Annotated in this window: 22 protein-coding genes; 10 read left to right on the top strand and 12 right to left on the bottom strand. The window is 74.2% G+C overall.

Annotated elements, in window-relative coordinates; genetic code table 11:
- Positions 1–162: 162 nt before the first annotated feature.
- Both ACH4PU_RS26165 and ACH4PU_RS26160 read right to left on the bottom strand, forming a co-directional pair.
- Positions 163–1,092 (bottom strand): alpha/beta fold hydrolase, encoded by a 930-nt coding sequence (locus ACH4PU_RS26165; RefSeq protein WP_398276770.1) that lies wholly within the window; start codon positions 1,090–1,092, stop codon positions 163–165.
- 106 nt (positions 1,093–1,198) lie between these two features.
- Positions 1,199–2,677: an APC family permease gene (locus ACH4PU_RS26160; RefSeq protein ID WP_398276767.1), complete on the bottom strand. Its 1,479-nt coding sequence runs from the start codon at positions 2,675–2,677 to the stop codon at positions 1,199–1,201.
- A 184-nt stretch (positions 2,678–2,861) separates the two neighbouring features.
- Between ACH4PU_RS26160 and ACH4PU_RS26155 the strand changes: the two genes are divergently transcribed.
- The 3 genes from ACH4PU_RS26155 to ACH4PU_RS26145 all read left to right on the top strand — a co-directional run bounded on the left by ACH4PU_RS26155 (position 2,862) and on the right by ACH4PU_RS26145 (position 7,120).
- Positions 2,862–3,635, top strand: coding sequence for a hypothetical protein (locus ACH4PU_RS26155; protein ID WP_398276764.1), 774 nt, complete (start codon positions 2,862–2,864; stop codon positions 3,633–3,635).
- Positions 3,636–3,718: 83 nt separating this feature from the next.
- The gene (locus ACH4PU_RS26150) at positions 3,719–5,293 is read left to right on the top strand and encodes a multicopper oxidase family protein (RefSeq protein WP_398276761.1); all 1,575 of its coding nucleotides are present in this window, start codon (positions 3,719–3,721) and stop codon (positions 5,291–5,293) included.
- A gap of 72 nt (positions 5,294–5,365) precedes the next feature.
- Positions 5,366–7,120 carry an NAD+ synthase gene (locus ACH4PU_RS26145; RefSeq protein WP_398276758.1) on the top strand — a complete coding sequence of 585 codons (1,755 nt, stop codon included), beginning with the start codon at positions 5,366–5,368 and terminating at the stop codon, positions 7,118–7,120.
- Here ACH4PU_RS26145 and ACH4PU_RS26140 read toward each other — a convergent pair.
- The 4 genes from ACH4PU_RS26140 to ACH4PU_RS26125 all read right to left on the bottom strand — a co-directional run bounded on the left by ACH4PU_RS26140 (position 7,092) and on the right by ACH4PU_RS26125 (position 10,857).
- Entirely contained in the window at positions 7,092–7,325 is a 234-nt protein-coding gene (locus ACH4PU_RS26140) for a DUF2277 domain-containing protein (protein WP_398276755.1), read from the bottom strand. The two genes, ACH4PU_RS26145 and ACH4PU_RS26140, sit on opposite strands and share 29 nt — an antisense overlap.
- A 63-nt stretch (positions 7,326–7,388) precedes the next feature.
- A complete protein-coding gene (locus ACH4PU_RS26135; RefSeq protein WP_398276752.1) occupies positions 7,389–8,414 on the bottom strand; it encodes an endonuclease/exonuclease/phosphatase family protein in 1,026 nt (341 codons plus the stop codon).
- Between the two features lie 212 nt (positions 8,415–8,626).
- On the bottom strand, positions 8,627–9,244 hold the full coding sequence (locus ACH4PU_RS26130; RefSeq protein ID WP_398276749.1) for a TetR/AcrR family transcriptional regulator C-terminal ligand-binding domain-containing protein: 618 nt from the start codon (positions 9,242–9,244) through the stop codon (positions 8,627–8,629).
- Complete coding sequence (locus ACH4PU_RS26125) at positions 9,241–10,857, bottom strand: MFS transporter (protein ID WP_398276746.1); 1,617 nt, start codon at positions 10,855–10,857, stop codon at positions 9,241–9,243. Before ACH4PU_RS26125 ends, ACH4PU_RS26130 begins: the two co-directional genes overlap by 4 nt.
- Before the next feature lie 209 nt (positions 10,858–11,066).
- Between ACH4PU_RS26125 and panB the strand changes: the two genes are divergently transcribed.
- The 3 genes from panB (at position 11,067) to ACH4PU_RS26110 (ending at position 13,962) form a co-directional block, all read left to right on the top strand.
- A complete protein-coding gene (gene panB / locus ACH4PU_RS26120; protein ID WP_398276743.1) occupies positions 11,067–11,954 on the top strand; it encodes a 3-methyl-2-oxobutanoate hydroxymethyltransferase in 888 nt (295 codons plus the stop codon).
- Between the two features lie 152 nt (positions 11,955–12,106).
- The gene (locus ACH4PU_RS26115; protein ID WP_398276740.1) at positions 12,107–13,141 is read left to right on the top strand and encodes an ATP-binding cassette domain-containing protein; all 1,035 of its coding nucleotides are present in this window, start codon (positions 12,107–12,109) and stop codon (positions 13,139–13,141) included.
- A complete protein-coding gene (locus ACH4PU_RS26110; protein WP_398276737.1) occupies positions 13,138–13,962 on the top strand; it encodes an ABC transporter permease in 825 nt (274 codons plus the stop codon). Before ACH4PU_RS26115 ends, ACH4PU_RS26110 begins: the two co-directional genes overlap by 4 nt.
- A gap of 214 nt (positions 13,963–14,176) precedes the next feature.
- Here ACH4PU_RS26110 and ACH4PU_RS26105 read toward each other — a convergent pair whose 3' ends face one another.
- Positions 14,177–18,112 (bottom strand): AfsR/SARP family transcriptional regulator, encoded by a 3,936-nt coding sequence (locus tag ACH4PU_RS26105; RefSeq protein WP_398276733.1) that lies wholly within the window; start codon positions 18,110–18,112, stop codon positions 14,177–14,179.
- A gap of 128 nt (positions 18,113–18,240) precedes the next feature.
- Between ACH4PU_RS26105 and ACH4PU_RS26100 the strand changes: the two genes are divergently transcribed.
- Complete coding sequence (locus ACH4PU_RS26100; protein ID WP_185940527.1) at positions 18,241–19,062, top strand: site-2 protease family protein; 822 nt, start codon at positions 18,241–18,243, stop codon at positions 19,060–19,062.
- Between the two features lie 21 nt (positions 19,063–19,083).
- Here ACH4PU_RS26100 and ACH4PU_RS26095 read toward each other — a convergent pair whose 3' ends face one another.
- Both ACH4PU_RS26095 and npdG read right to left on the bottom strand, forming a co-directional pair.
- On the bottom strand, positions 19,084–19,284 hold the full coding sequence (locus ACH4PU_RS26095) for a hypothetical protein (protein WP_398276730.1): 201 nt from the start codon (positions 19,282–19,284) through the stop codon (positions 19,084–19,086).
- Positions 19,285–19,430: 146 nt separating this feature from the next.
- The gene (gene npdG / locus ACH4PU_RS26090) at positions 19,431–20,135 is read right to left on the bottom strand and encodes an NADPH-dependent F420 reductase (RefSeq protein ID WP_398276727.1); all 705 of its coding nucleotides are present in this window, start codon (positions 20,133–20,135) and stop codon (positions 19,431–19,433) included.
- 307 nt (positions 20,136–20,442) lie between these two features.
- Between npdG and ACH4PU_RS26085 the strand changes: the two genes are divergently transcribed.
- Positions 20,443–21,075 (top strand): hypothetical protein, encoded by a 633-nt coding sequence (locus ACH4PU_RS26085; protein WP_398276724.1) that lies wholly within the window; start codon positions 20,443–20,445, stop codon positions 21,073–21,075.
- 338 nt (positions 21,076–21,413) lie between these two features.
- Positions 21,414–22,778, top strand: a complete 1,365-nt coding sequence (locus tag ACH4PU_RS26080) for an MFS transporter (RefSeq protein ID WP_398276721.1) — start codon at positions 21,414–21,416, stop codon at positions 22,776–22,778.
- Between the two features lie 16 nt (positions 22,779–22,794).
- Here ACH4PU_RS26080 and ACH4PU_RS26075 read toward each other — a convergent pair whose 3' ends face one another.
- From ACH4PU_RS26075 to ACH4PU_RS26065, 3 genes are all read right to left on the bottom strand, one after another.
- On the bottom strand, positions 22,795–23,988 hold the full coding sequence (locus ACH4PU_RS26075) for an Ig-like domain-containing protein (protein WP_398276718.1): 1,194 nt from the start codon (positions 23,986–23,988) through the stop codon (positions 22,795–22,797).
- Positions 23,989–24,186: 198 nt separating this feature from the next.
- On the bottom strand, positions 24,187–24,606 hold the full coding sequence (locus tag ACH4PU_RS26070) for an SRPBCC family protein (protein ID WP_398276715.1): 420 nt from the start codon (positions 24,604–24,606) through the stop codon (positions 24,187–24,189).
- Between the two features lie 149 nt (positions 24,607–24,755).
- Positions 24,756–24,986: a hypothetical protein gene (locus tag ACH4PU_RS26065; protein WP_185940533.1), complete on the bottom strand. Its 231-nt coding sequence runs from the start codon at positions 24,984–24,986 to the stop codon at positions 24,756–24,758.
- Between the two features lie 73 nt (positions 24,987–25,059).
- Here ACH4PU_RS26065 and map point away from each other — a divergent pair, with 73 nt between their 5' ends.
- A complete protein-coding gene (gene map, locus ACH4PU_RS26060) occupies positions 25,060–25,917 on the top strand; it encodes a type I methionyl aminopeptidase (protein ID WP_185940534.1) in 858 nt (285 codons plus the stop codon).
- Positions 25,918–25,938: the final 21 nt, after the last annotated feature.

Here is a 25,938-nt window from a genome sequence, read left to right as displayed (position 1 = left end):
CGCCGAGGGGGGGGACTCCCCGGCCCCGCCCCTTCACCGTTTCCCGCAGGGGCTGCGCCCCCGCACCCCCCCAGAACCGCGCTTCGCACGGTTGTCCTCAAACGCCGGACGGGCTGAACGATCACACCGTCCGGCGTTCGAGGACGAGCGGCGCGGCCGCTCTCACCGGGGCGCGGGCCCTTCCGCCGAAACCGCGGAAGGGCGGGACCGGGGCGCCTCCAGCACCGCCCCCGCCACCGCCTCCGGGCGGTCGTACATGAGGAGGTGGCCGGCCGGGGCGATGGTGGTGAGGTGGGCGTCGAGGAGGGTGGCGAGGGTGCGTTGGCGGGTGAGGCGGCGGCGTTCGAGGCGGGAGTCGGTGCCGGTGGAGGCGGCGAGGACGTGGGTGGGGACGGGGGGCAGCGGGTGGGCCGCGCGGAGGTGTTCCAGTTCGGCGGCCACGTCGAAGTAGCGGGCGTTCTCCATGAGGAGGGCGCGTGCCACGCGGCCCGTGCCGTACGTGCGGCGCACAAGCTCCGCCGGGACGGGGTCGACGCGTTCGAGGGACGAGGCGCGGACGGCCAGCCGGCGCAGGGACGGGCCGAGGGCGCGCGGCAGGCCGGCGGTAGCGAAGGCGTGGCCGCGCGCCCGGGCGGCGGCGGTGCGCAGGGCGCGGGCGGGGAGCGGCCGGGCGTTCTCCTCGACGCTGGTGTCGACGAGGACGAGGCCGGCCGTGCGCTCCGGGTGCAGCCGGGCGAACGCCTCGGCGTGGAAGCCCGCGAGGGAGTGGCCGACGATCGTCGCCGGTCCCGGGTGCCCGAGGGCGTCCAGGACGCCGGCGATCCGCGCGGCCTCGCCCCGGGCGGTGGGCGGCTCGGTCTGCGGGGCGCTGAAGCCGAGCCCGGGCCGGTCGAAGCGGACGACCGTGCGGTGCGGAGTGAGCAGGGGGACGACGGGGTCCCAGTCGAACCAGCCCATGCCGAGCCCCGGGCTGAGCACGCACACCGGTCCCGAACCCTCGCTGAGGACGTGCAGGGCGGTGCCGCCGATCCGCAGCATCCGGCCCGGCGGCCGGCCTTCGCTCATCCTCGTCCGCCCCTCGTCCGCGCTCATGGTGCTCACGTTGGCGGGGAGGAACGGCGGCGCCTGCCGCCCCTCCCCGTCGGGGAACGGCGGGCGCGCCGCGAGGGTTCCGGAGGGCGGGGGATCCGCGTGGGGCTCAGTCCGCGTCCGGCGCCGCCCAGTGCGGTCTGCGGAACGCCAGGAAGGCGAGCGGCGCGAGGAAGCCGATGGTCAGCAGCCCGCCGCCGACGATCAGCAGGTACCGCCAGAGCGGCTGCCCGCCGAACTGCTCGGGCGGTACGAACCCGATGCACATCGCCGCCAGCGAGGCCGCGAACCCGACCCCCGCGACGAGCCGGACCGCCGGGACGCGGAAGCCGCGCGGCCGGTCCGGCTGGAGCCGCCGCAACCGCACCACGGCGGCGAACATCAGCAGGTAGACGACCAGATAGATCTGCGTCGTGATCACCGAGAAGATCCAGTACGCGCTGGAGACGTCCGGCAGGAACGCGTACAGCAGCGCGATGACGGTCGTCAGCACGCCCTGCGCGACGAGGATGTTGCGCGGCACGCCGTTCCGGTTGAGCTTCTGGAGGACGGGCGGCAGGTAGCCCTCCTGCCGGGCGACGAGCAGCAGGCCGCTGGACGGCCCGGCCAGCCAGGTGAGCATGCCGCCGAGCGCGGCGGCGACCAGCAGCACGCCGGTGACCTTGGTCAGCCAGCCGACCCCGAAGTGGTCGAAGAAGCCCTGGAACGCCTGCATCACCCCGGCCGTGAGGCTCAGGTCCTCGCCGGGCATCACCCAGCTGACCGCCAGCGCGGGCAGGATGAAGATCAGCAGGACGAGTCCGGTGGCCAGGCCCATCGCGCGCGGGAACTGCCGGCCCGGCTCGCGCAGCGACGCGACGTGCACGCCGTTCATCTCCATGCCCGCGTAGGAGAGGAAGTTGCCGACGATGAGGACGAGGCTCGCGACGCCGGTCCACGGCGGCAGCACGTGCCCGCCGTCCATCGGCGCGGCGGACGGGTTGCCCTGCCCGAGGAAGACCAGGCCGAGGACGACGAGGACGACGCCCGGCAGCAGCGTGCCGATCACCAGGCCGATGCTCGACAGCCCGGCGACGGCCTTGGTGCCGCGCGCGGAGATCAGGACGCCGGACCAGTAGACGACGACGATCACGAGCGCCACGTACAGCCCGTCGTCGGCGAGCGACGGGTCGACGATGTACGCGAAGGTGCTGGCCACGTACGCGAGCAGGCTCGGGTAGTAGGCGATCGTCATCGCGAACTGGCACCAGACGGCGAGGAAGCCCAGCGGCTTCGACAGCCCCTCGCTCACCCAGCGGTAGACGCCGCCCGTCCAGCCGGACGCGAGCTCGGCGGAGACCAGGGCGGTCGGCAGCAGGAAGACGACGGCGGGGAGGAGGTAGAGGAAGACGGCGGCGAGGCCGTAGAGGGCCATGGAGGGCGCGGGCCGCAGGTTGGCCACCGAGGCGGTGGTCATCAGGGCGAGGGTGGTCCAGGAGATGAACTGCCGTCGGCCGGTGGCGGGGTCTTCGATGGGACCTTCGGCGGGGGCGTCCGGGGCACGGCCTGCGGGGGGACGTTCGTCCCTGACCTGTTCCGAGAGGGGCATGAGAGGGAGGAGCGTCCTTCGGGGCAAAGCAATCGATCGGTTTCGTCCCATCATCGGACAGAGGGCTCGTTCCGCGCACATCCGCTCGATCGGGCGGGTGTGCGGGCCGCTCGTCGGTCGCATACCCCACGGGGGTAGGGTGCGGGCGTACGAGGAATCGTTCCGGCGGGGGCGGGAGGGCGCAATGCGCGGGCAAGCGGGCGCTGCCGGCGCCGGGGGCGCCTGGTGCGGCCGGCTGCTGCTCCTCGCCGCGCTACTGCTCGGCATCGTCACCATGCACACGCTCGGGCACCCGATGGGGCACGGGCGGGCGGAGGCGCATACGTCCTCGTCCGGGGCGCTCACACCCTCGATCGGAACGCGCACGTCCTCGGCGGTAGAGCTGACGCCCCTGCCCGGGACGCGGACGCCCTCGCCCGTGACGGCGCCGGGGCGCAACACGAGCGAGCCGCGCGCCCTGACAGCGGCCTGGCGCGCGTCGACGGCCCCGGGAACGCCGTCCGCCACGGCCGTCGAACACGGCGACGAGCCGCAGGCCCGGGCTGCCGTGGCCACCAAGCCGGTGGCCACGGCAGCCCGGGTGGCGCGAGCGGCACCAGGCGGCCCGACGGCCTTCCGGGCGGCGTACGACATCGTCCCGCCCGCCCAGGCGGCAGTCGGCGACGGCCCCGCCGCGCACCACGCCCGGCCGCCGGCCGGCCCGGAAGGCGCCGCCGCGTCCGACGGCACCGCCCCTCCCCCACCCCACCACCCAGACCTCGACCCCGCCTCCGTCTGCCTCGCCGTCCTCGCCGGCGCCGGCTGGGCGGTCGTCCTTCTGCTGGCCCTGGCCGTCCTCCGCCGTCCGGCCGGCGCGGCCGGGGCCGCGGCACCCGCCCCGGCCGTCCACGCCCTGTGGCCCATCCCGCCGCCGCCCCGGCGGAAGGCCCTCGCCCGGTTGTCGGTGCTGCGCGTATAGGAGCGCGTCCGCGCTCGTGCCCGCGCACCAGCGCCCCCGCCTCCGCAGACACCACCGACGACACGTACAGGGGTTCCCTCACCATGCGCACCACCACGCGCCGCGCCGTGCTCGGCGCCGGCCTCGCCTCCGCCGCCGGCGGACTGCTCACCGCCTGCTCGGACTCGGGCCCGGACGCACAGTCCACGAAGCCCGCCGCCTACGTCGCCCCCGACGGCAAGGAGGTGGCCGCCGCCGAGGCGCGCCGGCGCCGCGCCGGCGGCTCGGTCCGGGAGGTGAGGCTGACCGCCGCCGCGACCACGCTCGACCTCGGCGGCCGGAAGGCCGCCAGCTGGGCGTACGGCGACGCCCTGCCGGGCCGGGAGGTCCGGCTCACCGCGGGCGACACGCTCGCGCTGACCCTCGCCAACCACCTCCCCGAGGCGACGTCCCTGCACTGGCACGGGCTCGCCCTGCGCAACGACATGGACGGCGTCCCGGGCGTCACCCAGCGGCCCGTCCGCCCCGGCGGATCGTTCACGTACCGCTTCGCGGTCGACCGCCCGGGCACGCACTGGTTCCACCCGCACTCCGGCACGCAGCAGGACCGCGGCCTGTACGCGCCGCTGATCGTCGAGGACCCCAGGGAGCCGCTGGCGTACGACAAGGAATGGGTCGTCGTCCTGGACGACTGGGTGGACGGGATCGACGGCAGCACCCCGGACGCCGTCCTCGCCGAACTCGCCAAGGGCATGGACCACGGCGGAAGCGGCGGCATGGATCACGGCGGAAGCGGCGGGATGGGCGGCATGCACCACATGGCGGCCGTCACCCCCGCCGCCGGCGACGGCCCGTCGCGGATGCTCATGGGCGCCACCAGCCCCCTCCTCGGCGGCGACGCGGGCGACGTCGCGTACCCGTACTACCTGGTCAACGGCCGGACGCCGGACGCCCCGCAGACCTTCACGGCGAAGCCGGGCGACCGGATCCGGATCCGGATCGTCAACGCGGGCGGCGACACCGCGTTCCGCGTCGCGCTCGGCGGCCACCGCATGACCGTCACGCACACCGACGGCTTCCCGGCCGAGCACGTGGAGACGGAGTCGCTGCTGCTGGGCATGGGCGAGCGGTACGACGTGCTGGTGACGGCCGGCGACGGCGTCTTCCCGCTCACCGCGCTCGCGGAGGGCAAGAAGCGGACCGCCCTGGCGCTGCTGCGTACCGGCGGCGGCACGGCGCCGGCCGCGGACGTCCGCCCGGCCGAGCTGGACCGCACACCGCTCACGGCGGGCCGGCTGAAGGCCGCGGGGCCGGTCCGGCTGAGGGAGCGCCGGCCGGACCGGACGCTCACCTTCGAGCTGACGGGTTCGATGGAGCGCTACGACTGGGCGCTGAACGGGCGGCGGTACGCGCCCTCGGAGCGCTACCCGGTGGCGGCGGGCGAACGGGTGCGGCTGGCGTTCGTCAACCGCAGCGCGATGTGGCACCCGATGCACCTGCACGGCCACACGTTCGCGCTGCCGGGCGGCGGGCCGCGCAAGGACACGGCGGTCGTGCTGCCGGGGCAGCGGCTGGAGGTGGACTTCGACGCCGACAACCCCGGGCTGTGGATGCTCCACTGCCACAACGTGTACCACGCGGAGTCGGGGATGATGACGCTACTGGGTTACCGCAAGTAGCCCCCAAGGGGCCGCCCCCGGGTGGCCCCTTTCACCCCGCCATCGCGTCAGGAAGACGATTACACTGACGGCGTGGCTCGACTCCGTCTCGCACTGCACCAGACCGACTCCACCGTCGGCGATCTCGCCGGGAACGCGGAGTCGGTCCTCCGCGGGGCCCGCCACTCCGCCGAACAGGGCGCCCACCTCGCGGTCTTCCCCGAGATGGCGCTGACCGGCTACCCCGTCGAGGACCTGGCCCTCCGCTCGTCCTTCGTGGACGCGAGCCGGGAGGAGCTGCGCTCCCTCGCCGCCCGCCTCGCCGACGAGGGCCTGGGCGACCTGCCCGTCGTCGTCGGCTACCTGGACCGCTGCGAGGAGGCCCGCCCCCGGCTGGGCCGCCCGGCGGGCGCGCCGCTGAACGCGGCGGCGGTGCTGCACGGCGGCCGGGCGGTGCTCACGTTCGCCAAGCACCACCTGCCCAACTACGGCGTGTTCGACGAGTTCCGGTACTTCGTGCCGGGCGACACCCTGCCGGTGGTCCGGGTGCGCGGCGTGGACGTGGCGCTGGCCATCTGCGAGGACCTCTGGCAGGAGGGCGGCCGGGTGCCCGCCGCCCGCACCGCCGGGGCCGGGCTGCTGGTGTCCGTCAACGCCTCGCCGTACGAGCGGGAGAAGGACGACACCCGGCTGGAGCTGGTCCGCAAGCGCGCCCAGGAGGCCGGCTGCACCACCGCGTACCTCGCCATGACCGGCGGACAGGACGAGCTCGTCTTCGACGGCGACTCCATCGTCGTCGACCGGGACGGCCGGGTGATCGCGCGGGCGCCGCAGTTCGAGGAGACGTGCCTGGTCCTGGACCTCGACCTGCCGGAGGCGCCGGCCGCGGCGCCCTCCGGCACGGTGGACGACGGCCTGCGGATCGACCACGTCACGGTCTCCGCCGACCCGGCCCCGGCCGCGGAACCGGCGCTTCCGGGCACGATCGCCGAGCACCTGGACGACGACGCCGAGGTCTACCAGGCCCTGGTGACCGGCCTCCGCGCGTACGCCGCCAAGAACGGCTTCCGCAGCGTCCTCATCGGCCTCTCCGGCGGCATCGACTCCGCCCTCGTCGCGGCCGTCGCCTGCGACGCGGTCGGGGCCGCCAACGTGTACGGCGTCGCCATGCCGTCCCGCTACTCCTCCGCGCACTCGCTCGCCGACGCCGAGGAACTGGCCCGGCGCACCGGCCTCACCTTCCGTACGGTGCCCATCGCCCCGATGTTCGACGCGTACATGGGCGCCCTGGGCCTGACCGGCCTCGCCGAGGAGAACCTCCAGTCGCGGCTGCGCGGCACGATGCTGATGGCCATCTCCAACCAGGAGGGCCACATCGTCCTCGCGCCCGGCAACAAGTCCGAGCTGGCGTGCGGCTATTCGACCCTCTACGGCGACTCGGTCGGCGCGTACGGCCCGATCAAGGACGTCTACAAGACGGGCGTCTTCCGGCTCGCCCGCTGGCGCAACCGCCACGCCGAGGAGCGCGGCGAGACCCCGCCCATCCCCGAGAACTCCATCACCAAGCCCCCGAGCGCCGAACTCCGCCCCGGCCAGGTCGACACCGACTCCCTGCCCGACTACCCGGTCCTCGACCGCATCCTGGAGCTGTACGTCGACCGGGACCGGGGGTACGCGCAGATCGTCGCCGAGGGGTTCGAGGAGGAGCTGGTGGCGCGGGTCCTGCGCATGGTCGACACCGCGGAGTACAAGCGGCGGCAGTACCCGCCGGGCACGAAGATCTCCCCGAAGGGCTTCGGCAAGGACCGCCGTCTGCCGATCACGAACCGCTGGCGCGAGCGGACCTGACACCCCGCACTTCGAGCCCGTCCAGCAGGCGTGCCGTCGCCTCCGCCACCGCGTCGACGGCCTCGTCGAAAACGGCCTTGTTGTGCACGGCCGGCGCGCGGAAGCCGGAGATCTTGCGGACGTACTGGAGGGCGGCGGCGCGGATGTCGTCCTCGCCCGGGTCGGGGGTGACGGGGGCCCTGAGCGTCTTGATGCTGCGGCACATGCTTCCAGTGTGCGCCTGCGGCGGGCTGGTGCCCCGGTCCCACCCCTTCGCCGACGGGCACCCTCAGAGCTTGACCCGCGCCGCCACCGGCAGGTGATCACTGCCCGTCTCGGGCAGCGTCCAGGCCGACCGGGGATCCATCCCCCGCACCATGATCTGGTCGATCCGCGCCATCGGGAAGCTCGCCGGCCAACTGAAGCCGAAGCCGTCCCCCGCCGCCCCCTGCGCCGACCGCAGTTGCGACGTGACGGGCGCGAGCGACCGGTCGTTCATGGTGCCGTTCAAGTCCCCGAGCAGAACGGTCTTCTTCAGGGGCTCCGCGGCGATGGCGTGCCCCAGGGCCGCGGCACTGTTGTCGCGCTGTCCGGCCGTGAAGCCGGCGTTGAACTTCACCCGCACGGACGGGAGATGGGCGACGTAGACGGCGACCGGGCCCTGCGGCGTCTCGACCGTGGCGCGCAGCGCACGCGTCCAGCCCATGCGGATGTCGACGGGGCGGGCGTCGCTCAGCGGGTACTTGCTCCAGAGGCCGACCGTGCCCTGTACCGAGTGGTAGCGGTACGAGCCCGCGAGGGCGCTCTCGTAGCGGGAGGCGTCGCTCAGTTCCTCCAGGGCGATCACGTCCGCGCCGGAGGCGATGAGGGACCGCGCGGTGCCGGCCGGGTCGGGGTTCTCGGCGTTCACGTTGTGGGTGACGACGGTGAAGTCGCCGCCGGACGCGGACTTGTCGGTGAGGAGGCCGCCGAAGAGGTTGATCCAGGCGACGGCCGGCAGCAGGACGGCGATCAGGGCGCTCGCCGAGCGCCGCAGCAGGGCCAGGGCCAGCAGGACCGGGACGAGCAGTCCCAGCCAGGGCAGGAAGGTTTCGGTGAGGCTGCCGAGGTTGCCGACGCGGTTGGGGACGCTGGCGTGCAGCAGCATCAGCAGCCCCAGCACCAGCGCCAGCACCGCGATCACCAGTCCGCGCCGCCAGATCCCCGGGCCCCGCCAGTCGCCCAGCCAGTCGCCCACGCGGCGCCGGACCCCGGAGCCGGCCCGCTCCGGGCCGACTCCCTCACGGCCCGTCTCCTGCATGTGCGCCTGCGGCATCCGCATGTCCTCACTCGGTCTCGCTGTGTCCCGTCACCCGACCATAGGTGATCGACGGTCCGTCGTGATCACCGCGGGAGGGCTGTCCCGGGCCCCACCGGAAGGGGGGCTTCGCGGAGGAGGACGGCCCGTCGGCCCGGGCGGGTTCCTGTCGACGGCCTCATGGGGGCGTCCTGTGACACAACGGGCACATTCGGGCCCCGGCGGCAGCCTCAGGGCCGTACGCCGTCCAGCACCGTGTCCACGATCCCCTCCGCCAGCCCCGCCGGCAGCTCCTGCCACTCGTGCAGCACCGCCCGCACCAGCATCGGGCTGACGAAGAGGTCGATGAGCAGGTCCACGTCCACGTCCCGGCGGATCTCCCCGGCCGCCGCGCCCCGCCGCAGCACCGCCCGGAAGGACTCCCTCCGGGCCGCGACGACCGTCTCGTGGTACTCCCGCCACACCCGCGGCTGCGCCTGCACCTGGCCGACGACGGTACGCATCACCGCGGAGGAGCGCTTGGCCAGGCCGCGCCGGCGCAGGAAGTCGAGCAGCGCGACCAGGTCGTCGCGGACGGAGACGCCGGCGAGCTCGGGGGCGTCCTCCTCCAGGGAGCGCAGGACGTCGAGCATCAGCGCCTCCTTGCCGGCCCAGCGCCGGTAGACGGTCGCCTTGCCGACGCCGGCCTCGCGGGCGATCCGCTCCATGGACAGCTCGCCGACGGTGACGCCGCCTTCGAGGAGCCGCAGGACGCTCTCGATCACGGCGGTGTCGACGGCGGCGCTGCGCGGCCGCCCGCGCTGCTGCACGGGCAGGGGGGCTCCGGCGTCCCGCGCCGGGCCGCTCACCTGCGGGCCTCCGCCTGTTGTCGTTCGGCGGGCCGGCCCGGGCCCGCGGCGGGCGGGGCCGCGTTCTTGCCCGGCAGGAAGACGCCGGCGACCAGCGCGCCCAGGGCCGCGACCCCGGCCGCGCCGAGCGCGGTGACGTGCATGGCGTGCAGGAACGCGTCCTGGGCGGGCCCGACCAGGTCCCGTCCGGCCGGGCCGAGGCGGCCGGCCAGGCCCAGGGTGGCCTCTATCGACTCGCCGGCCGCGTGCCGGGCGGACCCGGACAGGCCGGGGACGCCGTCCAGGTGCGCGGTGATGCCGTCGCGGTAGGTGGTGGAGAGCACCGAGCCCAGCACGGCCACGCCGAGGGCGCCGCCGACCTGCCGGAAGGTGTTGTTGACGGCCGAGCCGGAGCCGGCCTTCTCGCGCGGCAGCGACTGCATGATCGAGACGGTGGCGGGCGGCATGACGTGCGCCATCGCGGTGCCCTGGAGGAAGAACAGCACCTCCAGCATCCAGATCGGGGTGTCGGCGTCGAGCAGCACGAAGCCGGACATCGTGCAGGCGACGAGCACCATCCCGGCGCAGCAGACGGCCCGGGCGCCGAACCGGGCGACGACGAGCCGGGCGCGCGGCGCGAAGAACATCTGCGCGGCGGCCAGCGGGAGCAGCAGCAGACCGCTCTCCAGCGGGCTGTAGCCGCGCACGCTCTGGGTGTAGAAGACGGTGAAGAAGGTGACGCCCATCAGCCCGAAGAAGACCAGGCCGATCGAGGCCACCGCCGCCGAGAACTGCGGCTTGCGGAAGTACCGCATGTCCAGGGCGGGATGGGCGCTGCGCCGCTCGTGCAGGACGAAGAGGACGAGGACGAGCAGTCCGCCGCCGACCGTGCCGAAGACCTCGGGGTCGGTGAAGTCGGCGAGCTGGCCGCCCTTGATGATGCCGTACACCAGCAGGACCAGGCCGACGACGGACAGCAGCACGCCGACCGGGTCGAGGCGGCCGGGCGAGGGGTCCTTGGAGTCGGGAACGAGGATCACCATCGCGATGACCGCGACGATCACGATCGGCACGTTCACCAGGAAGACCGAGCCCCACCAGAAGTGGTCCATGAGCAGACCGCCGGTGATCGGCCCTATGGCGATGGCGAGTCCGACCGCGCCGGCCCATATGCCGACGGCCTTCGGCTGCTCGTCGCGCTCGAAGACGTTCATGATGATCGCGAGCGTGGCCGGCATCACGAAGGCGCCGCCGAAGCCCATCACCGCGCGGAACGAGATGAGTTCGCCGGGCGAGCCGGAGGTGGCCGACAGCACCGAGCCGATGCCGAAGACGACCATGCCGAAGAGGAGGACCTTCTTGCGGCCCAGCCGGTCGCCCAGCAGGCCGGCCGTGAAGAGGATGCCGGCGAAGACCAGGGTGTAGGAGTTGATCGCCCACTCCAGCTGGCTCTGGGTCGCCCCGAGGCCGGTGGGCGCGGGTGAGGCGATGGTCTTCATCGCCACGTTGAGGATCGAGTTGTCGAGGACGACGACGAGCAGGCTGAACAGCAGGACGGTGAGGATCGCCCACCGTCGCTTGTGCACGGCCTCGGATACCTGGCGCACCGGCGCTTCACCGGCAGGGGATGTCATACCTCCCACCGTAGACCGCTTTGCGATACGGCACCGTCTCGTATTGCGGAGGTTTTGCCCGCAGGGCACAGCGCGGGCCCCCGCATGGGCCCCCTGTTACCCCCGGTGTCACCCCCGGCGCCTTCCTCGCACCCGCGCCACGTGTCAGCATGGAGGGGATCCGGGGACGCCGCAAGGGCGCTTCGAGACGACATACAGGAGCCACTGCCATGACGCATGCCGTCACATCACCGGGAACGACCGACAGCAGTCGTACGGGCGCCGCGCCCGGCAAGGCGCTGTACGGCGGGACGGGATCCCGGCGCATCACCGTCCGTGACATCGCCGCCGCGAAGGGGCGCGGCGAGAAGTGGCCCATGCTGACCGCCTACGACGCGATGACCGCCTCCGTCTTCGACGAGGCGGGCATCCCCGTGCTGCTCGTGGGCGACTCGATGGGCAACTGCCACCTCGGCTACGAGTCCACGGTGCCGGTCACCATGGACGAGATCACCCTGCTCTCCGCCGCCGTGGTGCGCGGCACCCGGCGCGCCCTGATCGTCGGCGACCTGCCGTTCGGCGCGTACCAGGAGGGTCCGGTGCAGGCGCTGCGCAACGCGACCCGGCTGGTGAAGGAGGCGGGCGTCGGCGCGGTCAAGCTGGAGGGCGGCGAGCGCTCGGCCCACCAGATCGAGCTGCTGGTCCAGGCCGGCATCCCGGTCATGGCCCACATCGGGCTCACCCCGCAGTCCGTCAACGCCTTCGGCGGCTACCCGGTCCAGGGCCGGGGCGAGGAGGCGGCCCAGCAGCTGCTGCGCGACGCCAAGGCGGTGCAGGACGCGGGCGCCTTCGCCGTCGTCCTGGAGCTGGTCCCGGCCGAGCTGGCGGCCGAGGTCACCCGCATCCTGCACATCCCGACCGTCGGCATCGGGGCGGGCGCGGAGTGCGACGCCCAGGTGCTGGTCTGGACGGACATGGCGGGCATGACGTCCGGCCGGGTGCCGCGCTTCGTCAAGCGGTACGCGGACCTGCGCGAGGTGCTGGGCGGCGCGGCCCGGGAGTTCGCGGAGGACGTGGTCGGCGGGGCGTACCCGGCGGAGGAGCACTCCTTCCACTGACCGGGCCGCTCGCCGGAAGGCGACAGGGCGCCGGAGAAGATGACAGGGCGCTGAGGAAGATGCCAGGGCGCCGACACGGCCGCACCGGCCGTGCCGGCGTCCTGTCGGGCGGATGTCGGCCCGTTGTCAGTGGGGCCTGTCAGCCTCTTCCCATGACACGAAACGACATCCCCGAAGACCGCGGCAACGCCGTGGAGGTCCGAGGGCTGGTCAAGCACTACGGCGAGACCAGGGCCCTGGACGGGGTCGACCTGGACGTGCGCGAAGGCACCGTCCTCGGCGTCCTCGGACCCAACGGCGCGGGCAAGACGACGCTGGTGCGCGTCCTGTCCACGCTGATACAGCCCGACGCCGGCAGCGCCCGCGTCGCCGGGTACGACGTCCTCACCCAGCCCCGGCAGCTCCGCCGGGTGATCGGCCTGACCGGCCAGTACGCGTCGGTGGACGAGAAGCTCTCCGGCATCGACAACCTCTACATGATCGGCCGGCTGCTGGACCTGTCCCGCAAGGAGGCCCGGCGCCGCGCGAACGAGCTGCTGGAGCGCTTCTCCCTCACCGAGGCGGCGAAGCGGCCCTCGGGGCAGTACTCGGGCGGCATGCGCCGCCGGCTGGACCTGGCCGCCTCGATGATCGGCCGGCCCGCCGTGCTCTACCTCGACGAGCCCACCACCGGCCTCGATCCGCGCACCCGCAACGAGGTCTGGTCCGAGGTGCAGTCCCTGGTGCGGGACGGCGCCACGGTGCTGCTCACCACCCAGTACATGGAGGAGGCCGAGCAGTTGGCGAGCGAGCTCACGGTCATCGACCGCGGCAAGGTCATCGCCGGCGGCCGGGTGGACGAGCTCAAGGCCAAGGTCGGCGGCCGGACGCTGCAGATCCGCCCGGCCGACCGGTCCGAACTGCCGCGCATGGTCGGCGCGGTGGCGCAGGCCGGGCTCGACGGCATCGCCGGCGCCACCATGGACGAGGCCGAGGGCCTGGTCAACGTCCCGATCGTGAGCGACGAGCAACTCACCGCCGTCGTCGCGATGCTGGGCGCGCGCGGCTTCGCCATCGCCGGTATCAACACCCATCTCCCCAGTCTGGACGAGGTGTTCCTGGCCATCACCGGCCAGAAGACGTCCCTCACCGACGACGCCCCGCGCCCCGGCGCCGGCGCCGACGCCCTTCAGGAGGCCGCCGCATGACCACCGCGACGATCGGCGCGCCCGTGGCGGCGCCCGCCGGCGAGGGACGGATCCCCCTCCGCTCCCACCTCCGGCACATCGGCGCCCTCGCGCGCCGCAACATGCTCCAGATCAGGCAGGACCCGGAGTCGATGTTCGACGTCCTGGCGATGCCGATCATCTTCACGCTGATGTTCGTCTACGTCTTCGGCGGCGCGATGTTCGGCCCCGGGCAGCAGGAGGCGTACGTCAACTACCTGGTGCCCGGCCTGATGGCGATGACCGGCCTCAACATCGCGATGGCGGTGGGCGCGGGCGTCAACGAGGACTTCCGCAAGGGCGTCATGGACCGCTTCCGGACCATGCCCATCGCCCGTTCCTCGGTGCTCATAGCCAAGATCGTGACGGAGATCGGGCGGCTGCTGGTGGCCGTGGCGGTCCAGCTCGCCATCGGCTTCGCCCTCGGGCTGGACGTCAAGACCTCCGTGCTGCACCTGCTGGGCGCGGTCGCGCTGAGCGTGGTGTTCGGCTCCGCCCTGATGTGGATCTTCATCCTGATCGGTCTGACCATGAAGACCGCTCAGGCGGTGCAAGGCATCGGCATGCTCGTCCTGATGCCGCTCCAGTTCGCCAGCTCGATCTTCGCCAAGCCGACCACCATGCCCGGCTGGCTGCGGACCTTCACCGAGTACAACCCGCTGGCCAACCTCGCCGACGCGTCCCGCAACCTGGTGATCGGCGGGCCGGTGGCCCACTCGGTCTGGCTGACGCTGGCCTGGTCGGTGGGGATCACGGCGGTGACGGCACCGCTGGCGGTCCGCCGCTTCCGCAAGAAGACCTGACGGCGGTGGCGTGCGGTGTCCTCGGCCGGACGGGCGGGCGGACGCCGGCCGGGTTCCGGGGCCGACGGGGCCCGGGACGCCCGCGTCGGACGGGGCCCGAGGGGGCGCCCGGGTCGGACAGGCCCAGCGGGGGGGGGCGCCCGGGCCGGGCGGGCTCGCGTCGGCCGGCGGCCCGCCGGCCGGACCTTGCCGGACGGAGGGCCGCCGTCCGGGGTCACACCAAAGCGGCGGCCTCCCCCAGGGAGAGGCGGCCGCCCTCGGCGTGCGCCCGCTCGTACGCCTCCTCGCCCAGGGCGGCCCGGGCGGCCTCCATGGTCCGCTCCCTCACCTCCCGCTCGACGGACGCCTCGTGCAGCCCGCCGGGGCGGAGCGCGGTGACCGCGCCCAGCAGCCGCGCCGCCGTCGCGGCGTGCTCGCGCCCGGGCAGCGCGGAGTGGGCGAAGGCGGCGTTGAGCAGCATGTGCACGGGCAGGTGCGCGGCGACGAGGGCGGTCAGCGGATCGCCGATCGAGGTCAGCGCGGACCGGAGCTTGGGCAGCGCGTCGGCCGGTCTGCCCTGGAGGACGTCGACCCAGCCGAGCACGCTCTCGAGCATGGTGGCGAACAGCGGAACGGACCGGTCCCGGAGCTCCTCGTGCAGGGCCTGGAGGATCTCCCGCGCTTCGGCGTGGCCGCCGTTGCGGGCGATCCGGATGCCGAGCGAGATCCGGATGAAATAGGCGGCGTCGGGGTTCAGCGGCTCGGCCTCCTCCAGCGCCTCCCGCAGCAGCCGCTCGCCTTCCGCCTTGCCGATCTCCCCGGACTCGGCGAGCACTTCGGCGAGCCGGCACTTGAGCATCGGAAGCTGGGCGCGCGACCCCAGGACGCGGGCGTTGTCGAGCGCCTCGCGGTAGTCCCGTGCGGCCTCCGCGAACGCACCCCGGCGCTCGTGGCTCTCGGCGCGCCCCGCCAGTGCCTCGGCCACCCCCCAGGCGTCGCCGATCCGGCGGAACAGCCCCAGGCTCTCGTCGGCGTCCCGCAGCGACCTGTCGGCGCGGTCGGGTATCTCATTGAGCAACTTGGCCCGCTGCTGGAGGTGGAAGGCGAGCTCCCACTCGTAGCCGAGCTCGCGGCACATCTCGACGCCGTTGTCGAGGCTGCGGTGAATGCCCTCCACATCGCCGGTGAACAGGCGGACGAAGTACCAGGCGAAGCCCGGCACCCGGCAGTTCTGCGGCTGCCCCGGCCCGTAGGCGTCGGCGACGCGGCGCATCCAGGCCTGGGTGTCCGGGGTGTCCGTCACCCGAATGTCGTGCTCCCGGTTCGACAGCCAGACCAGCCGGACCTCGCGCCGGGCCTCCATCAGCAGCTCGGGCGACATCGGCGGCGGCGCGTCGACGCAGCGCTCGTACAACGGCGGGGCCGGCCGCACGGGTTCGTCGAACGGGTCGGGGCCCAGGCCCATGGCCGCCTCCGACCAGGTGCTTCCGTCCACGCGGTGGTCGCGCAGCTGCCAGAACCAGCCGAGGGACAGGACCAGGCACAGCGCCTCCTGCTCGTCCCGCGCGGCGACGGCCCGCCGCAGCGCGGTGCGCAGGTTGTCGTGCTCGCGCTCCAGCCGGTCGAGCAGGACGCGCTGATCCGGGCCGCGCAGCAGGGGCTCGGTGGTGCGGGCCAGCTCGCGGTAGTGGACGAGGTGCCGCCGTTCGACGGCGGCCCGCTCCCCCGCCTCGTCGAGCCGCTCGGCCGCGTACTCGCCGACGGTCTCCAGCAGCCGGTACCGCATCTCCCCGTCGTCGGCGGGCGCGGCGACGACGAGCGACTTGTCGACGAGCGAGCCGACGATTACGGCGACGTCCTCCTCGGGGACGTCAGTGGCGGCCGGTGCGCCCTCGGCGCGGGGGCCGCCGTGGGGCCCGGAGCCGTCGCGGAGGCCGTCGGAGCCGCCGTCCGGACTCCCCGGCGTACCGCCCGTACCGCCCGAGCAGACCGCCTCCGCGGCCGCCAGGTCGCAGCCGCCCGCGAACACCGACAGCCGCCGCAGGACGGCGCGTTCGGGGGCGTCGAGCAGGTCCCAGGACCAGTCGACGACCGCGCGCAGGGTCTGCTGGCGCGGCAGGACCGTGCGGCTGCCCGAGGTGAGCAGCCGGAAGCGGTCGTCCAGGCGGTCGGCGAGGCCGCGCGGGGTGAGCATCCGCAGCCGGGCGGCGGCGAGTTCGACGGCGAGCGGCAGTCCGTCGAGCCGGCGGCAGATCTCGGCGCACGCCGCCGGATCGTCCTCGATCCGGAAGCCGGGCCGCGCGGCGGCGCCCCGGTCGGCGAGCAGCCGCAGCGCCACCGGGTCCGGCAGCGGCTCCACCGGGCGTACGGACTCGCCGGGTACGGCGAGCGGTTCGCGGCTGGTGGCGAGGACGGTCACGCCGGGGCAGTGCGCGAGCAGCGTCTCGGCGAGCCGGGCCGCGGCGTCGATCACGTGCTCGCAGTTGTCGAGGACGAGCAGCATCCGGCGCGGCCCGCACAGCTCGGCCAGCCGGACCAGCGGGTCGGCCGAGGTGGCGTCGGAGGCGGCCCGCAGCCCCTCCGCGGTGCCGCGCACCACGGTCTCGCGCCCGCCGAGGGCGGTGAGCACGGCCTCCGGCACGGTCGCCGGGTCGTCGACGGGCGCGAGCTCGGCGAGCCACACCCCGTCCGGCCAGGCGCCGGTCTCCCGCGCCACGGCCTCGGCGGCCTCCTGCGACAGCCGCGTCTTCCCGGCCCCGCCCGGCCCGAGCAGGGTGACGAGCCGGTGCCGCTCCAGGTCCCGCCGGATCACCCGGACGTCGTCCTCGCGGCCGACGAAGGAGGTGAGCCGGGCGCGGAGGTTGCCGCGCGGGGCGCGGCCGGCCGGGGCGGGGGCGGATCGTTCCGCCGCGCCGGACGGCCGGCCTTGGCCGTCGTCGGTGTCCGGGCGCGGCGGGGCGTACGCGCCGGGTGCGCCGGGCCCGGGGTGCCCGTCACGCCCTGCCGGGCCGGTCCGACCGGCCGGATGCCCCGCGCCGGCGGACGCGCTCTCTCCGTCCGTCCCCGCAGCACCGGCTGTCTCGATAGCACGAGCCGTCCCGGCAGCACCGGCTGTCCCGGCTACCCCTGCTGCCCCGGCCCACGGGCTCTGCCCGTCCGTCCCGCCCTCCCGGGCACGGCCGTCACGACCGTCCTGAGCATCCTGACCGACCCGGCCATCCCGACCATCCTGGCCGGTCCAACCGGCCTGGCCGTGCCGTCCCGCCGTCCCGCCCGCGTCCCGGGCGGCCGCCTCGGGTCCGGGGCCCCCGGGGCGGCCGGGCCACCCCGCCGCGGTCCCGGTTCCGTCCGCGGAGCCGGCCGGGCCGGCCGTCCGGCCCGGCGCGGGGCGCCCGGACCGCCCGGGAGCGGCGCCCCCGGACGCCCCGGCCGCCCAGGATTCCCCTCCGCCCCCGCCCCCCAGCAGCTCGGCGTGCAGCGCGCGCAGCTCCGGGCCCGGGTCCGTGCCCAGCCGGTCGGCGAGGGCCGCGCGGACGTCCTCGTAGGCGGCGAGGGCCTCGGCCGGGCGGCCCGCCGCGCGCAGGGCGCGCAGCCGCAGGGCGTGCAGCGGCTCGTCCAGGGGGTGGTCGGCGCAGAGTTCGGCCAGCTCGGGCAGGGCGGCGTCCGGGTCGCCGAGGGCGACGGACGCGGCGAGCCGGCCGCGCCGCGCGGCGAGGTGCCGGGCGTCCAGCCGGGCGGCGAGCGCCTCGTGTCCCGGCAGGTCGGACAGGGCGGACCCGCGCCACAGCGCGAGCGCGTCGTCCAGCAGCCCGGCCGCCTTCACCGGGTCGCCGTCGGCGAGCGTCCGTTCGCCCTCGTCGGCGAGGCGCTGGAAGCGGTGCAGGTCGACGTCGTCGGGCCGGGCGTTCAGCCGGTAGCCGCCGGCCACCGACTCCACCGCCCCGGCGCCGAGCGCCCGCCGGAGCCGCGCGACGAGCGCCTGGAGCGCGCCGGGCGCGTCCGCCGGCGGCTCGTCGCCCCAGACGAGGTCGATGAGCATGCCGGACGCGTGCCCCCGCCCGGGGTTGAGGGCGAACGCCGCGAGCAGCGCGCGCAGCCGCGCGCCGCCGACGGCGACGGGCCGCCCGTCGTCGGTATGGGCCTGGGTGGTGCCGAGGATGCCGTAACGCACCGGGTCATTGTCCCTGCTCGGACCCGGCGGGCGTTACGACTTTCCGGCGCGACCAAGTACCGTCCTGCCGGTACACCCCCGCGCCGGGCGTCCCCGGCCGCCCCCGCAGACCCCTGGAGCGCAGAACCATGGCATCCGACGCGACGCACGCCGAGCGGCGCGTGAGCCCCGTCTTCCTCGCCCTCGTCGCCGTGATGGCGGTGTCGATGTGGGCGGTGTGGACCGACTACGCGGCGAGCCCCGGCTTCGCCGTGTTCCTGTTCGTCGTCTCGGGCTGGGTCGTCTCGCTCTGCCTCCACGAGTACGCGCACGCCCGCACCGCCCTGCACGGCGGGGACATCACCGTCGGGGCGAAGGGGTACCTCACCCTCAACCCGCTCAAGTACACGCACGCCGTGCTGAGCGTCGTCCTCCCCGTCATCTTCGTGATCATGGGCGGGATCGGCCTCCCCGGCGGCGCGGTCTTCATCGAGCGGCACCGCGTCCGCGGCCGCTGGAAGCACAGCCTGATCTCGGCGGCCGGGCCGCTGACGAACGTCCTGTTCGCGGTGGTCTGCGCGGCGCCGTTCTGGCTGGGCGCGCTCGACGGGGTGCCGGACACCTTCCGCTACGCGCTGGGCTTCATGGTGCTGCTCCAGGTCTCGGCGGCGATCCTCAACCTGCTGCCCGTCCCGGGCATGGACGGCTACGGGATCGTGGAGCCGTGGCTGTCGCCGGGGGTGCGGCGGCAGGTGGAGCCGTTCGCGCCGTTCGGGTTCCTGGCGCTGTTCGGGTTCCTGATGATCCCGGAGGTCAACAACGCGTTCTTCGACCTGATCCACGCGGTGCTGCGGGTGCTGGGCGTCGAGGAGTGGGACGCGTACTGGGGACGGCGGCTGTTCCAGTTCTGGGACGCCCCGGAGAGCGTCCCCTCGCCGGCCGACCAGTGGCAGTGGATCCGCGTCGGCTGACGGCGGCCGGAAACGGCGGCCTCACTCCGTGACGGCCGCCGCCGCCCGCGCCGCCTCGCGGTCCATCTTCTGCTTGCGGACGTAGAACCAGGCCATGTTGGAGGCGACGCCCGCCAGCAGGATCCAGACGACGCCGAGCCAGCTGCCCCGGTAGAAGGAGACGACGGCCGCGGCCACCGCGAGGACGCAGACGGCGAGGGCGTAGAGGGCGAGGCGGGGCATGGGGGGCGGCTCCTGTCCGGGGACGGGGAACGTGAACGGTGATCCGGCGCGAGTGCGTACGATCCCGGTCATTGTCCCCCATGCCCGTCAGCGGCCCACGGGCGCCCCGCCCCGGCCGCCCTGGCCCGGCAGCGGATCCGGGGCGATCAGACGTCCGTGACCCGCAGCCCCGCGTGCGCCTTGTACCGCCGGTTGGCGGAGATCAGGTTGGCGACCAGCGACTCCACCTGGTGCGCGTTGCGCAGCCGCCCCGCGAAGACGCCGCGCATCCCGGGGATGCGGGCGGCCAGCGCCTGGACGAGGTCGGTGTCGGCCCGGTTCTCGCCGAGCACCATCACGTCCGTGTCGATCTCGTCGATCTCCGGGTCGGACAGCAGCACGGCGGACAGGTGGTGGAAGGCGGCCGTCACCCGGGACTCCGGGAGCAGGGCGGCGGCCTGCTGGGCGGCGCTGCCCTCCTCCGGCTTCAGCGCGTAGGCGCCCTGCTTGTCGAAGCCGAGCGGGTTGACGCAGTCGATCACGAGCTTCCCCGCGAGCTCCTCGCGCAGCGCCTCCAGGGTCTTGCCGTGGCCCTCCCAGGGCACGGCGACGATCACGATGTCGCTGCGCCGGGCGCACTCGGCGTTGTCGGCGCCCTCGACACCGAGTCCCAGTTCGGCGGCGGCGGTCTCGGCGCGCTCGGCGGCGCGGGAGCCGATGATCACCCGCTGGCCGGCCTTGGCCAGCCGGTAGGCGAGGCCGCGGCCCTGGTCACCGGTGCCGCCGAGGACGCCGACCACCAGGCCGGAGACGTCCGGAAGGTCCCAAGGGTCCTTGGCTGCGGGCTTTGTTGTGTCAGCGGAAGTCGTCATGACAGCGATACTGTCACGCCCGCGGCGAGCGGCATCGACCAGCGCCGTGCGCCGCGTCGGGCAGCGCCGCGAGCCGCCCTCGCGCAGTGCCGACGGCCGCATCGGGCAGCCTCCGGGAACCACGTCCGGCAGCCCCGCGAACCGCGTTCGGCAGCGCCGTGAGCCGCCCCGGCAGCGCCATGATCCGCCCCCGGCAGCACACGCGCCACATCGGCACCGCCGGGCGTACCCCGGCCCGGGGCACGAACGGGTGAGCCGGGCGGCTTCCCCGTTTTCCTCCCGGTTCGTCGCGGCAGGATGGTGAGTCATGAACGCTGTGCGTGTCGCGCTGTTGCGCGAAGTGCTCGACGGGACCGACTGGTTGCGGGACACGCGCCGTTTCGCGGGGACGCTGCGCCGGTCCGCCCGGTCGCGCGGCGGAGGCCTGCTGCTCGTCGGGACGGCGGAGTACGAACCCTGGCACCTCGCGGCGCACCTGGACGAGGAGGCGGCCCGCTCCGGCCGCCCCGAGCTGCACCCCACGCTCGTCCGCCACCGCGTGCCGCCGGGCGCCCCGGCGCACCTGGCGGCGGGCCTGGAGCGGCTGGACGGCGGCGCCGGGCGCGGCGGGGCGCTGCTGCTGGTGGTGCCGCAGGCCGGGCCGCCGCCCGGGGAGGCGCTGCTGGAACGCGTGGACGGCGTACGGCGCGGCGGGACGACGGTCCTGGCGCTGGACGGCGGCGGCGCGGGCGCCGGCGGCGAGGAGCTGCGGGCCCTCGCGCACGAGGTGCTGCCGGCCCCCGTCTCCGCCGGGCTGGACCTGGACACGGTCCAGCACCTGGTGAGCGCCGCCGCGGGCGAGGACGTCCCGCCCGGGCGCCGCTTCCGCGACCGGCTCTCCCGGCTGGCCGCCCGGCTCGCCGCTCCACCTCCGGAGCCGTACCCCAGGGAGCCGTGGTGAGCGGGCTCGCGCGGCGCCTCCGGGCGCGTAAGGCGCCGCCCCGGCACTCGGGCCGCGCCTCCGCGCCGTCGGCCGGTCCGGCCTCCCGCGTGAGACCCCTCACGCACCGCCGCCGCGTCACCCACCATGCGCGCGGCCGCCCCCCGCGGCCCAGGGGCCGCGCGGCACACCGCAAACTCCCGGCCCCTCGCGGGCTCTTCGCGACGTTCCGTGAATTCACCCACCTTCGCCCCTTCCGCCCGCTCCGTCCCCTCCGCTCCTTCTGGAGCTCGCGCCCCGCGCGGCGCCAGGGGAAAAACGTTTGCTCATACCACTACGGCCACGGACCATGGACCCCCGTGACCGAGCACGATCCCTCCGCCTCCGCCGCCCCTCCCGACCCCCTCCCCGTCCCGGCACCCGCCCGGGGCCGGCTGCGGGCCCTGCTGCCCGACCTGACCCCCTGGCGCTCGTCGCGTGACTTCCGGCGGATGTGGATGGCCGGGCTCGTCACCGTCTTCGGCAGCTTCCTCACCTTCGTCGCCCTCCCGGTGCAGCTCAAGGAGCTCACCGGCTCGACGCTCGCCGTCGGCGCGATCGGCGCGGTGGAGCTCGTCCCGCTGATCGTCTTCGGCCTCTGGGGCGGCGCCCTCGCCGACGCCCTCGACCGCCGCAAGCTGATCCTCTGGACCGAGGCGGGACTGGGCGTGCTGAGCGCCCTGCTGCTGCTCAACACCCTGCTGCCGCACCCGCTCGTCTGGCCGCTCTACCTGGTCGCCGGCCTGGTCAGCGCGCTCACCGGACTCCAGCGCCCGGCCCTGCAGTCGATCGTCCCGCGCATCGTCGCGCACGAGCAACTGCCCGCCGCCATCGCCCTGAACACCATGCGCTGGCAGGTCGGCGCCATCGCGGGACCGTCCCTCGCGGGCGTCATAATCGCCTTCGGCGGCCTCCAGTGGGCCTACGCCCTGGACGTCGCCTCCTACGCGGTCTCCGTCCTGTTCACCATCGGCCTGGCCGCCTCCCCGCCCGCGCGCGACGCCGAGAAACCGTCCGTGCGCGGCATCCTGGAGGGCGCCCGCTACGCCTGGAGCCGCAAGGAACTGCTCGGCACCTACGCCGTCGACATGGCCGCGATGTTCTTCGCCTTCCCCAACGCGGTCTTCCCGTTCCTCGCCGACGACCTCCACGCCCGCTGGGCGCTCGGCCTCATGTACGCGGCGAGCGCGATCGGTTCACTGCTGGTCAGTCTGACCAGCGGCTGGGTCTCCCGGGTGCACCGGCACGGCCGGATGGTCGTCGGCGCGGCCCTCGCCTGGGGCGCGGCGATGGCCCTGGCGGGCTGGATGGGCAACATCTGGCTGGTGCTGGCGATGCTGGCGCTGGCCGGCGCGGCGGACACGGTCAGCGGCCTGTTCCGCTCGGCCATGTGGGACCAGACCATCCCCGACGAGCTGCGCGGCCGGCTCGCGGGCATCGAGCTGCTCTCGTACTCGGTGGGCCCGCAGCTCGGCCAGGTCCGCGCCGGCGGCATGGCCGCCCTCACCAACGTCCGCGCCTCCATCTGGGCGGGCGGCCTGGCCTGCGTCGCCTCGGTCGGCCTGCTGGCCATGGCCCTGCCGAAGCTCCTCTCCTACGACCAGCGCACCGACGAACACGCCGTCCTGATGCGCGAACGCCGGGCGCGCAAGCCCGAGGTGACGGAGGTGGCGGAGGCGGCGTAGGAGCCAGGGGAGCGGGTCAGCCCTTGAGGGCGCTGCGGGCCTTCCAGGCCGGCCAGTCCGGCTGCCAGGCGCCGAAGCCGTTCCCGAGCTCCGTGGCCTCGGTGTTCCCGGTGTTCTTCACGACCACCGGGGCGCCGACACGGATGCGGTCGAACAGCTTCTTGGCGTCGCCGCTGAGCATGCCGACGCAGCCGTGGCTCTTGTTGGCCGAGCCGATCACGTCCGCGTTCCAGTCGGCGGCGTGGATGAAGGTGCCGGACGAGGTGAGGTGCACGACCGAGGTGGTGGGCAGGCTCGGGTAGGCGTCGCCGAGGCCGACCGATGCGGACTTCATCGTCTCGTGGGCGTTCTTGGCCAGGACGACGTGGGTGCCGCCGCAGGTCGGATAGGTGTCGGAACCAGCGGATATCGGATACGAGGCCACCTCCTCGCCGCCTTCGGCCACCGACACGCGGTGCCCGGCGACGTCCACGGTGACGACGCGGTTCTCGCCGACGGTGAACGCCGTGGCGTAGTCGCGGGCGAAGGAGCGCCCCTGGCCGCTCGGCAGGCCCGCGAGGTCGCCCTTGAGCTTGACTTTGGTGCCCGGCTTCCAGAAGTCCTTGGAGCGCCAGTCGACGCGGTCGCCGCCGCCGTGGTCCTTGACCCGGCCCCAGGACCCCTCGGTCCTCGGCGAGGTCTCGACGCGCAGGTTCCGCTCGATGTCCGCCTTCTGTGCGTCCGGGACCGGGTGGTCGAACAGCAGGGAGACCGGCTGGGCGACGCCGGCCGTCGACCCGTCGCCCGGCACGAGCTCCAGCTTGTTGGGCTTCTCGGGCGCTGCGGTGGTGACCGTCCCGGAGCCGGTCCGCCCGCCCCCGCCCTTGGCCTTCGCCGTGTAACCGACCTTGTAGGTGCCGGCGGGCCGGGTCCCCGAACCGGACGTCCAGGAACGGCCGTCGGCGGAGAGCCTGCCGTCGAGGCGCCGGCCGTGCTGGTCGGTGACGGTCACGTCGGCGAGGCGGGCGTCGCCGGAGGTCACCTTGAGCGTGATCGGGGTTCCGGGGGCGACGCCCGTGGTCCTGTCGGCCGGCGTCATGCCGACCTTCACGCCTTCCGCCCCGGCGGTTCCGCTGTCGCTGCCACTGCCGCCGGAACCGCCGCACGCGGACGTGAGCAGCAGCCCTGCCGCCGCGGTGAGCGGCAGCAGGGCGCGGGGGACGGGCAGCATACGGATCACGGTGGCGGCTCCGGAAGGCCGGGGAGGCGACGGGCCGGCCGGTTGGCCGGCCCTCACGCCCCCACAGACCGGCGGCACGCCCGTCCGGTGCCGACCCGATAGCGATGTTTCGTCATGATCTGCGTCACGCGACGATCGTGGAACCGGGAAGAGCCTCACCCGGTCCCATAGAGCCCGATTTCCGCGGGATCAGGCGCTCACCGCCGTCTCCAGCAGCTCCTTGAGCCGGGCCAGGTCGCCGACGACCATCGCGGTGTCCCGCTCGAACTCGGCGGTGGTCATCCCCGGCCGCCGGCGGAGAGTGAACACGGCCTCGGTCCCCGCCCCGTCGGCGATCACGCGGAACGGATTGTGGACGGTCTCCCCCGAGGGGAGGGTGACGTCGTGGTCGATCACCCCGAACGCGTTGCGGGGCACGAAGGAGATCACGACCCGGCCCATGGGCGAGGACGCCGCGACCCAGTGATCCTCGTGCTTCTCGATGGAACCGCCCAGGCCACGGGCCCACGCGGGCAGATTGGCCGGGTCGGACGCGTAGGCGTAGACCTCGTCTACGGGGCGGTCGATGTGGACGCCGATGTGGCGGCTTTCCTTGTCGGTGCTGGTCATGGCGGTGACGGTAGCCGGGCGGCGGCGCCGATCTCTTGAACGGATCGGACATGCGGGGCGGACGCCCGCGCGCCCGGTCACGCACGGGCGCCGCACGCCCCGGTCACGCACGGCGGGCCCCTGGGAAGCGGCGGATCACCCCAGGAGCGTCACCCCTCCCCGCCCCGCCCCCGTTCCCCGTCGTTCCAGCGCGGGTCCTGCCGCCACTCCTCCTCGCGCTCCCGTGCCGTCTCCATGGCGTGCGACGCCTCCTCGCGGGTGGCGTACGGGCCGAAGCGGTCGGCGGCGCGGCACTGCGGGCCCTCCTCGACCGTGCCGTGTTTGAGGCAGTAGTACCACTCGCCCGGTTTGCCCGCCGGGCGCTTCTTGAACAGCGCCATGACTCCTCCTTCGCCGGTCTCCGCGACCTCTCGCCCCCATGCTCCCCGACCGGCCGTGACTACACTCGCAGGCATGTCTGGCCAGTCACTTCTCGTCCCCGGGAAACTCTCTCCCGCCCGCCCCGTACCCGCGTCGATCCCGCGCCCCGAGTACGTCGGCAAGGAAGCGCCCACCCCGTACTCCGGACCCGAGGTCCAGGACGCCGAAACGATCGAGCGGATGCGGATCGCGGGCCGCATCGCCGCACAGGCGATGGAGGAGGCGGCCAAGCACATCGCGCCCGGCGTGACCACCGACGAGCTCGACCGGGTCGCGCACGAGTTCATGTGCGACCACGGCGCCTACCCCTCGACGCTCGGCTACCGGGGTTTCCCCAAGTCCCTCTGCTCCTCGGTCAACGAGGTCATCTGCCACGGCATCCCGGACTCGACCGTCCTGCGCGACGGTGACATCGTCAACCTCGACGTGACGGCCTACATCGGCGGCGTGCACGGCGACAACAACGCGACGTACCTCTGCGGCGACGTGGACGAGGAGTCGCGCCTGCTGGTGGAGCGCACCCGGGAGGCGCTGAACCGGGCGATCAAGGCGGTCAAGCCGGGCCGCCGGATCAACATCATCGGCCGCGTCATCGAGTCCTACGCCAAGCGCTTCGGCTACGGCGTGGTCCGGGACTTCACCGGCCACGGCATCAACTCGTCCTTCCACTCCGGCCTGATCGTCCCGCACTACGACAGCCCGCACCACGACACCCTGATCCAGCCGGGGATGACGTTCACCATCGAGCCGATGCTGACGCTGGGCACGTACGAGTACGACATGTGGGAGGACGGCTGGACGGTCGTCACCAAGGACCGGAAGCGGACGGCACAGTTCGAGCACACCCTGGTGGTGACGGACACGGGCGCGGAGATCCTGACGCTGCCCTGACCGGCCACCCCTGACCGGTCA

It is taken from the genome of Streptomyces sp. NPDC021100, from assembly GCF_044333095.1.
Taxonomy (GTDB): domain Bacteria; phylum Actinomycetota; class Actinomycetes; order Streptomycetales; family Streptomycetaceae; genus Streptomyces.
The sequence above is the reverse complement of the archived record's forward strand: the minus strand, read 5'-3'. Positions and strand labels throughout refer to the sequence as shown.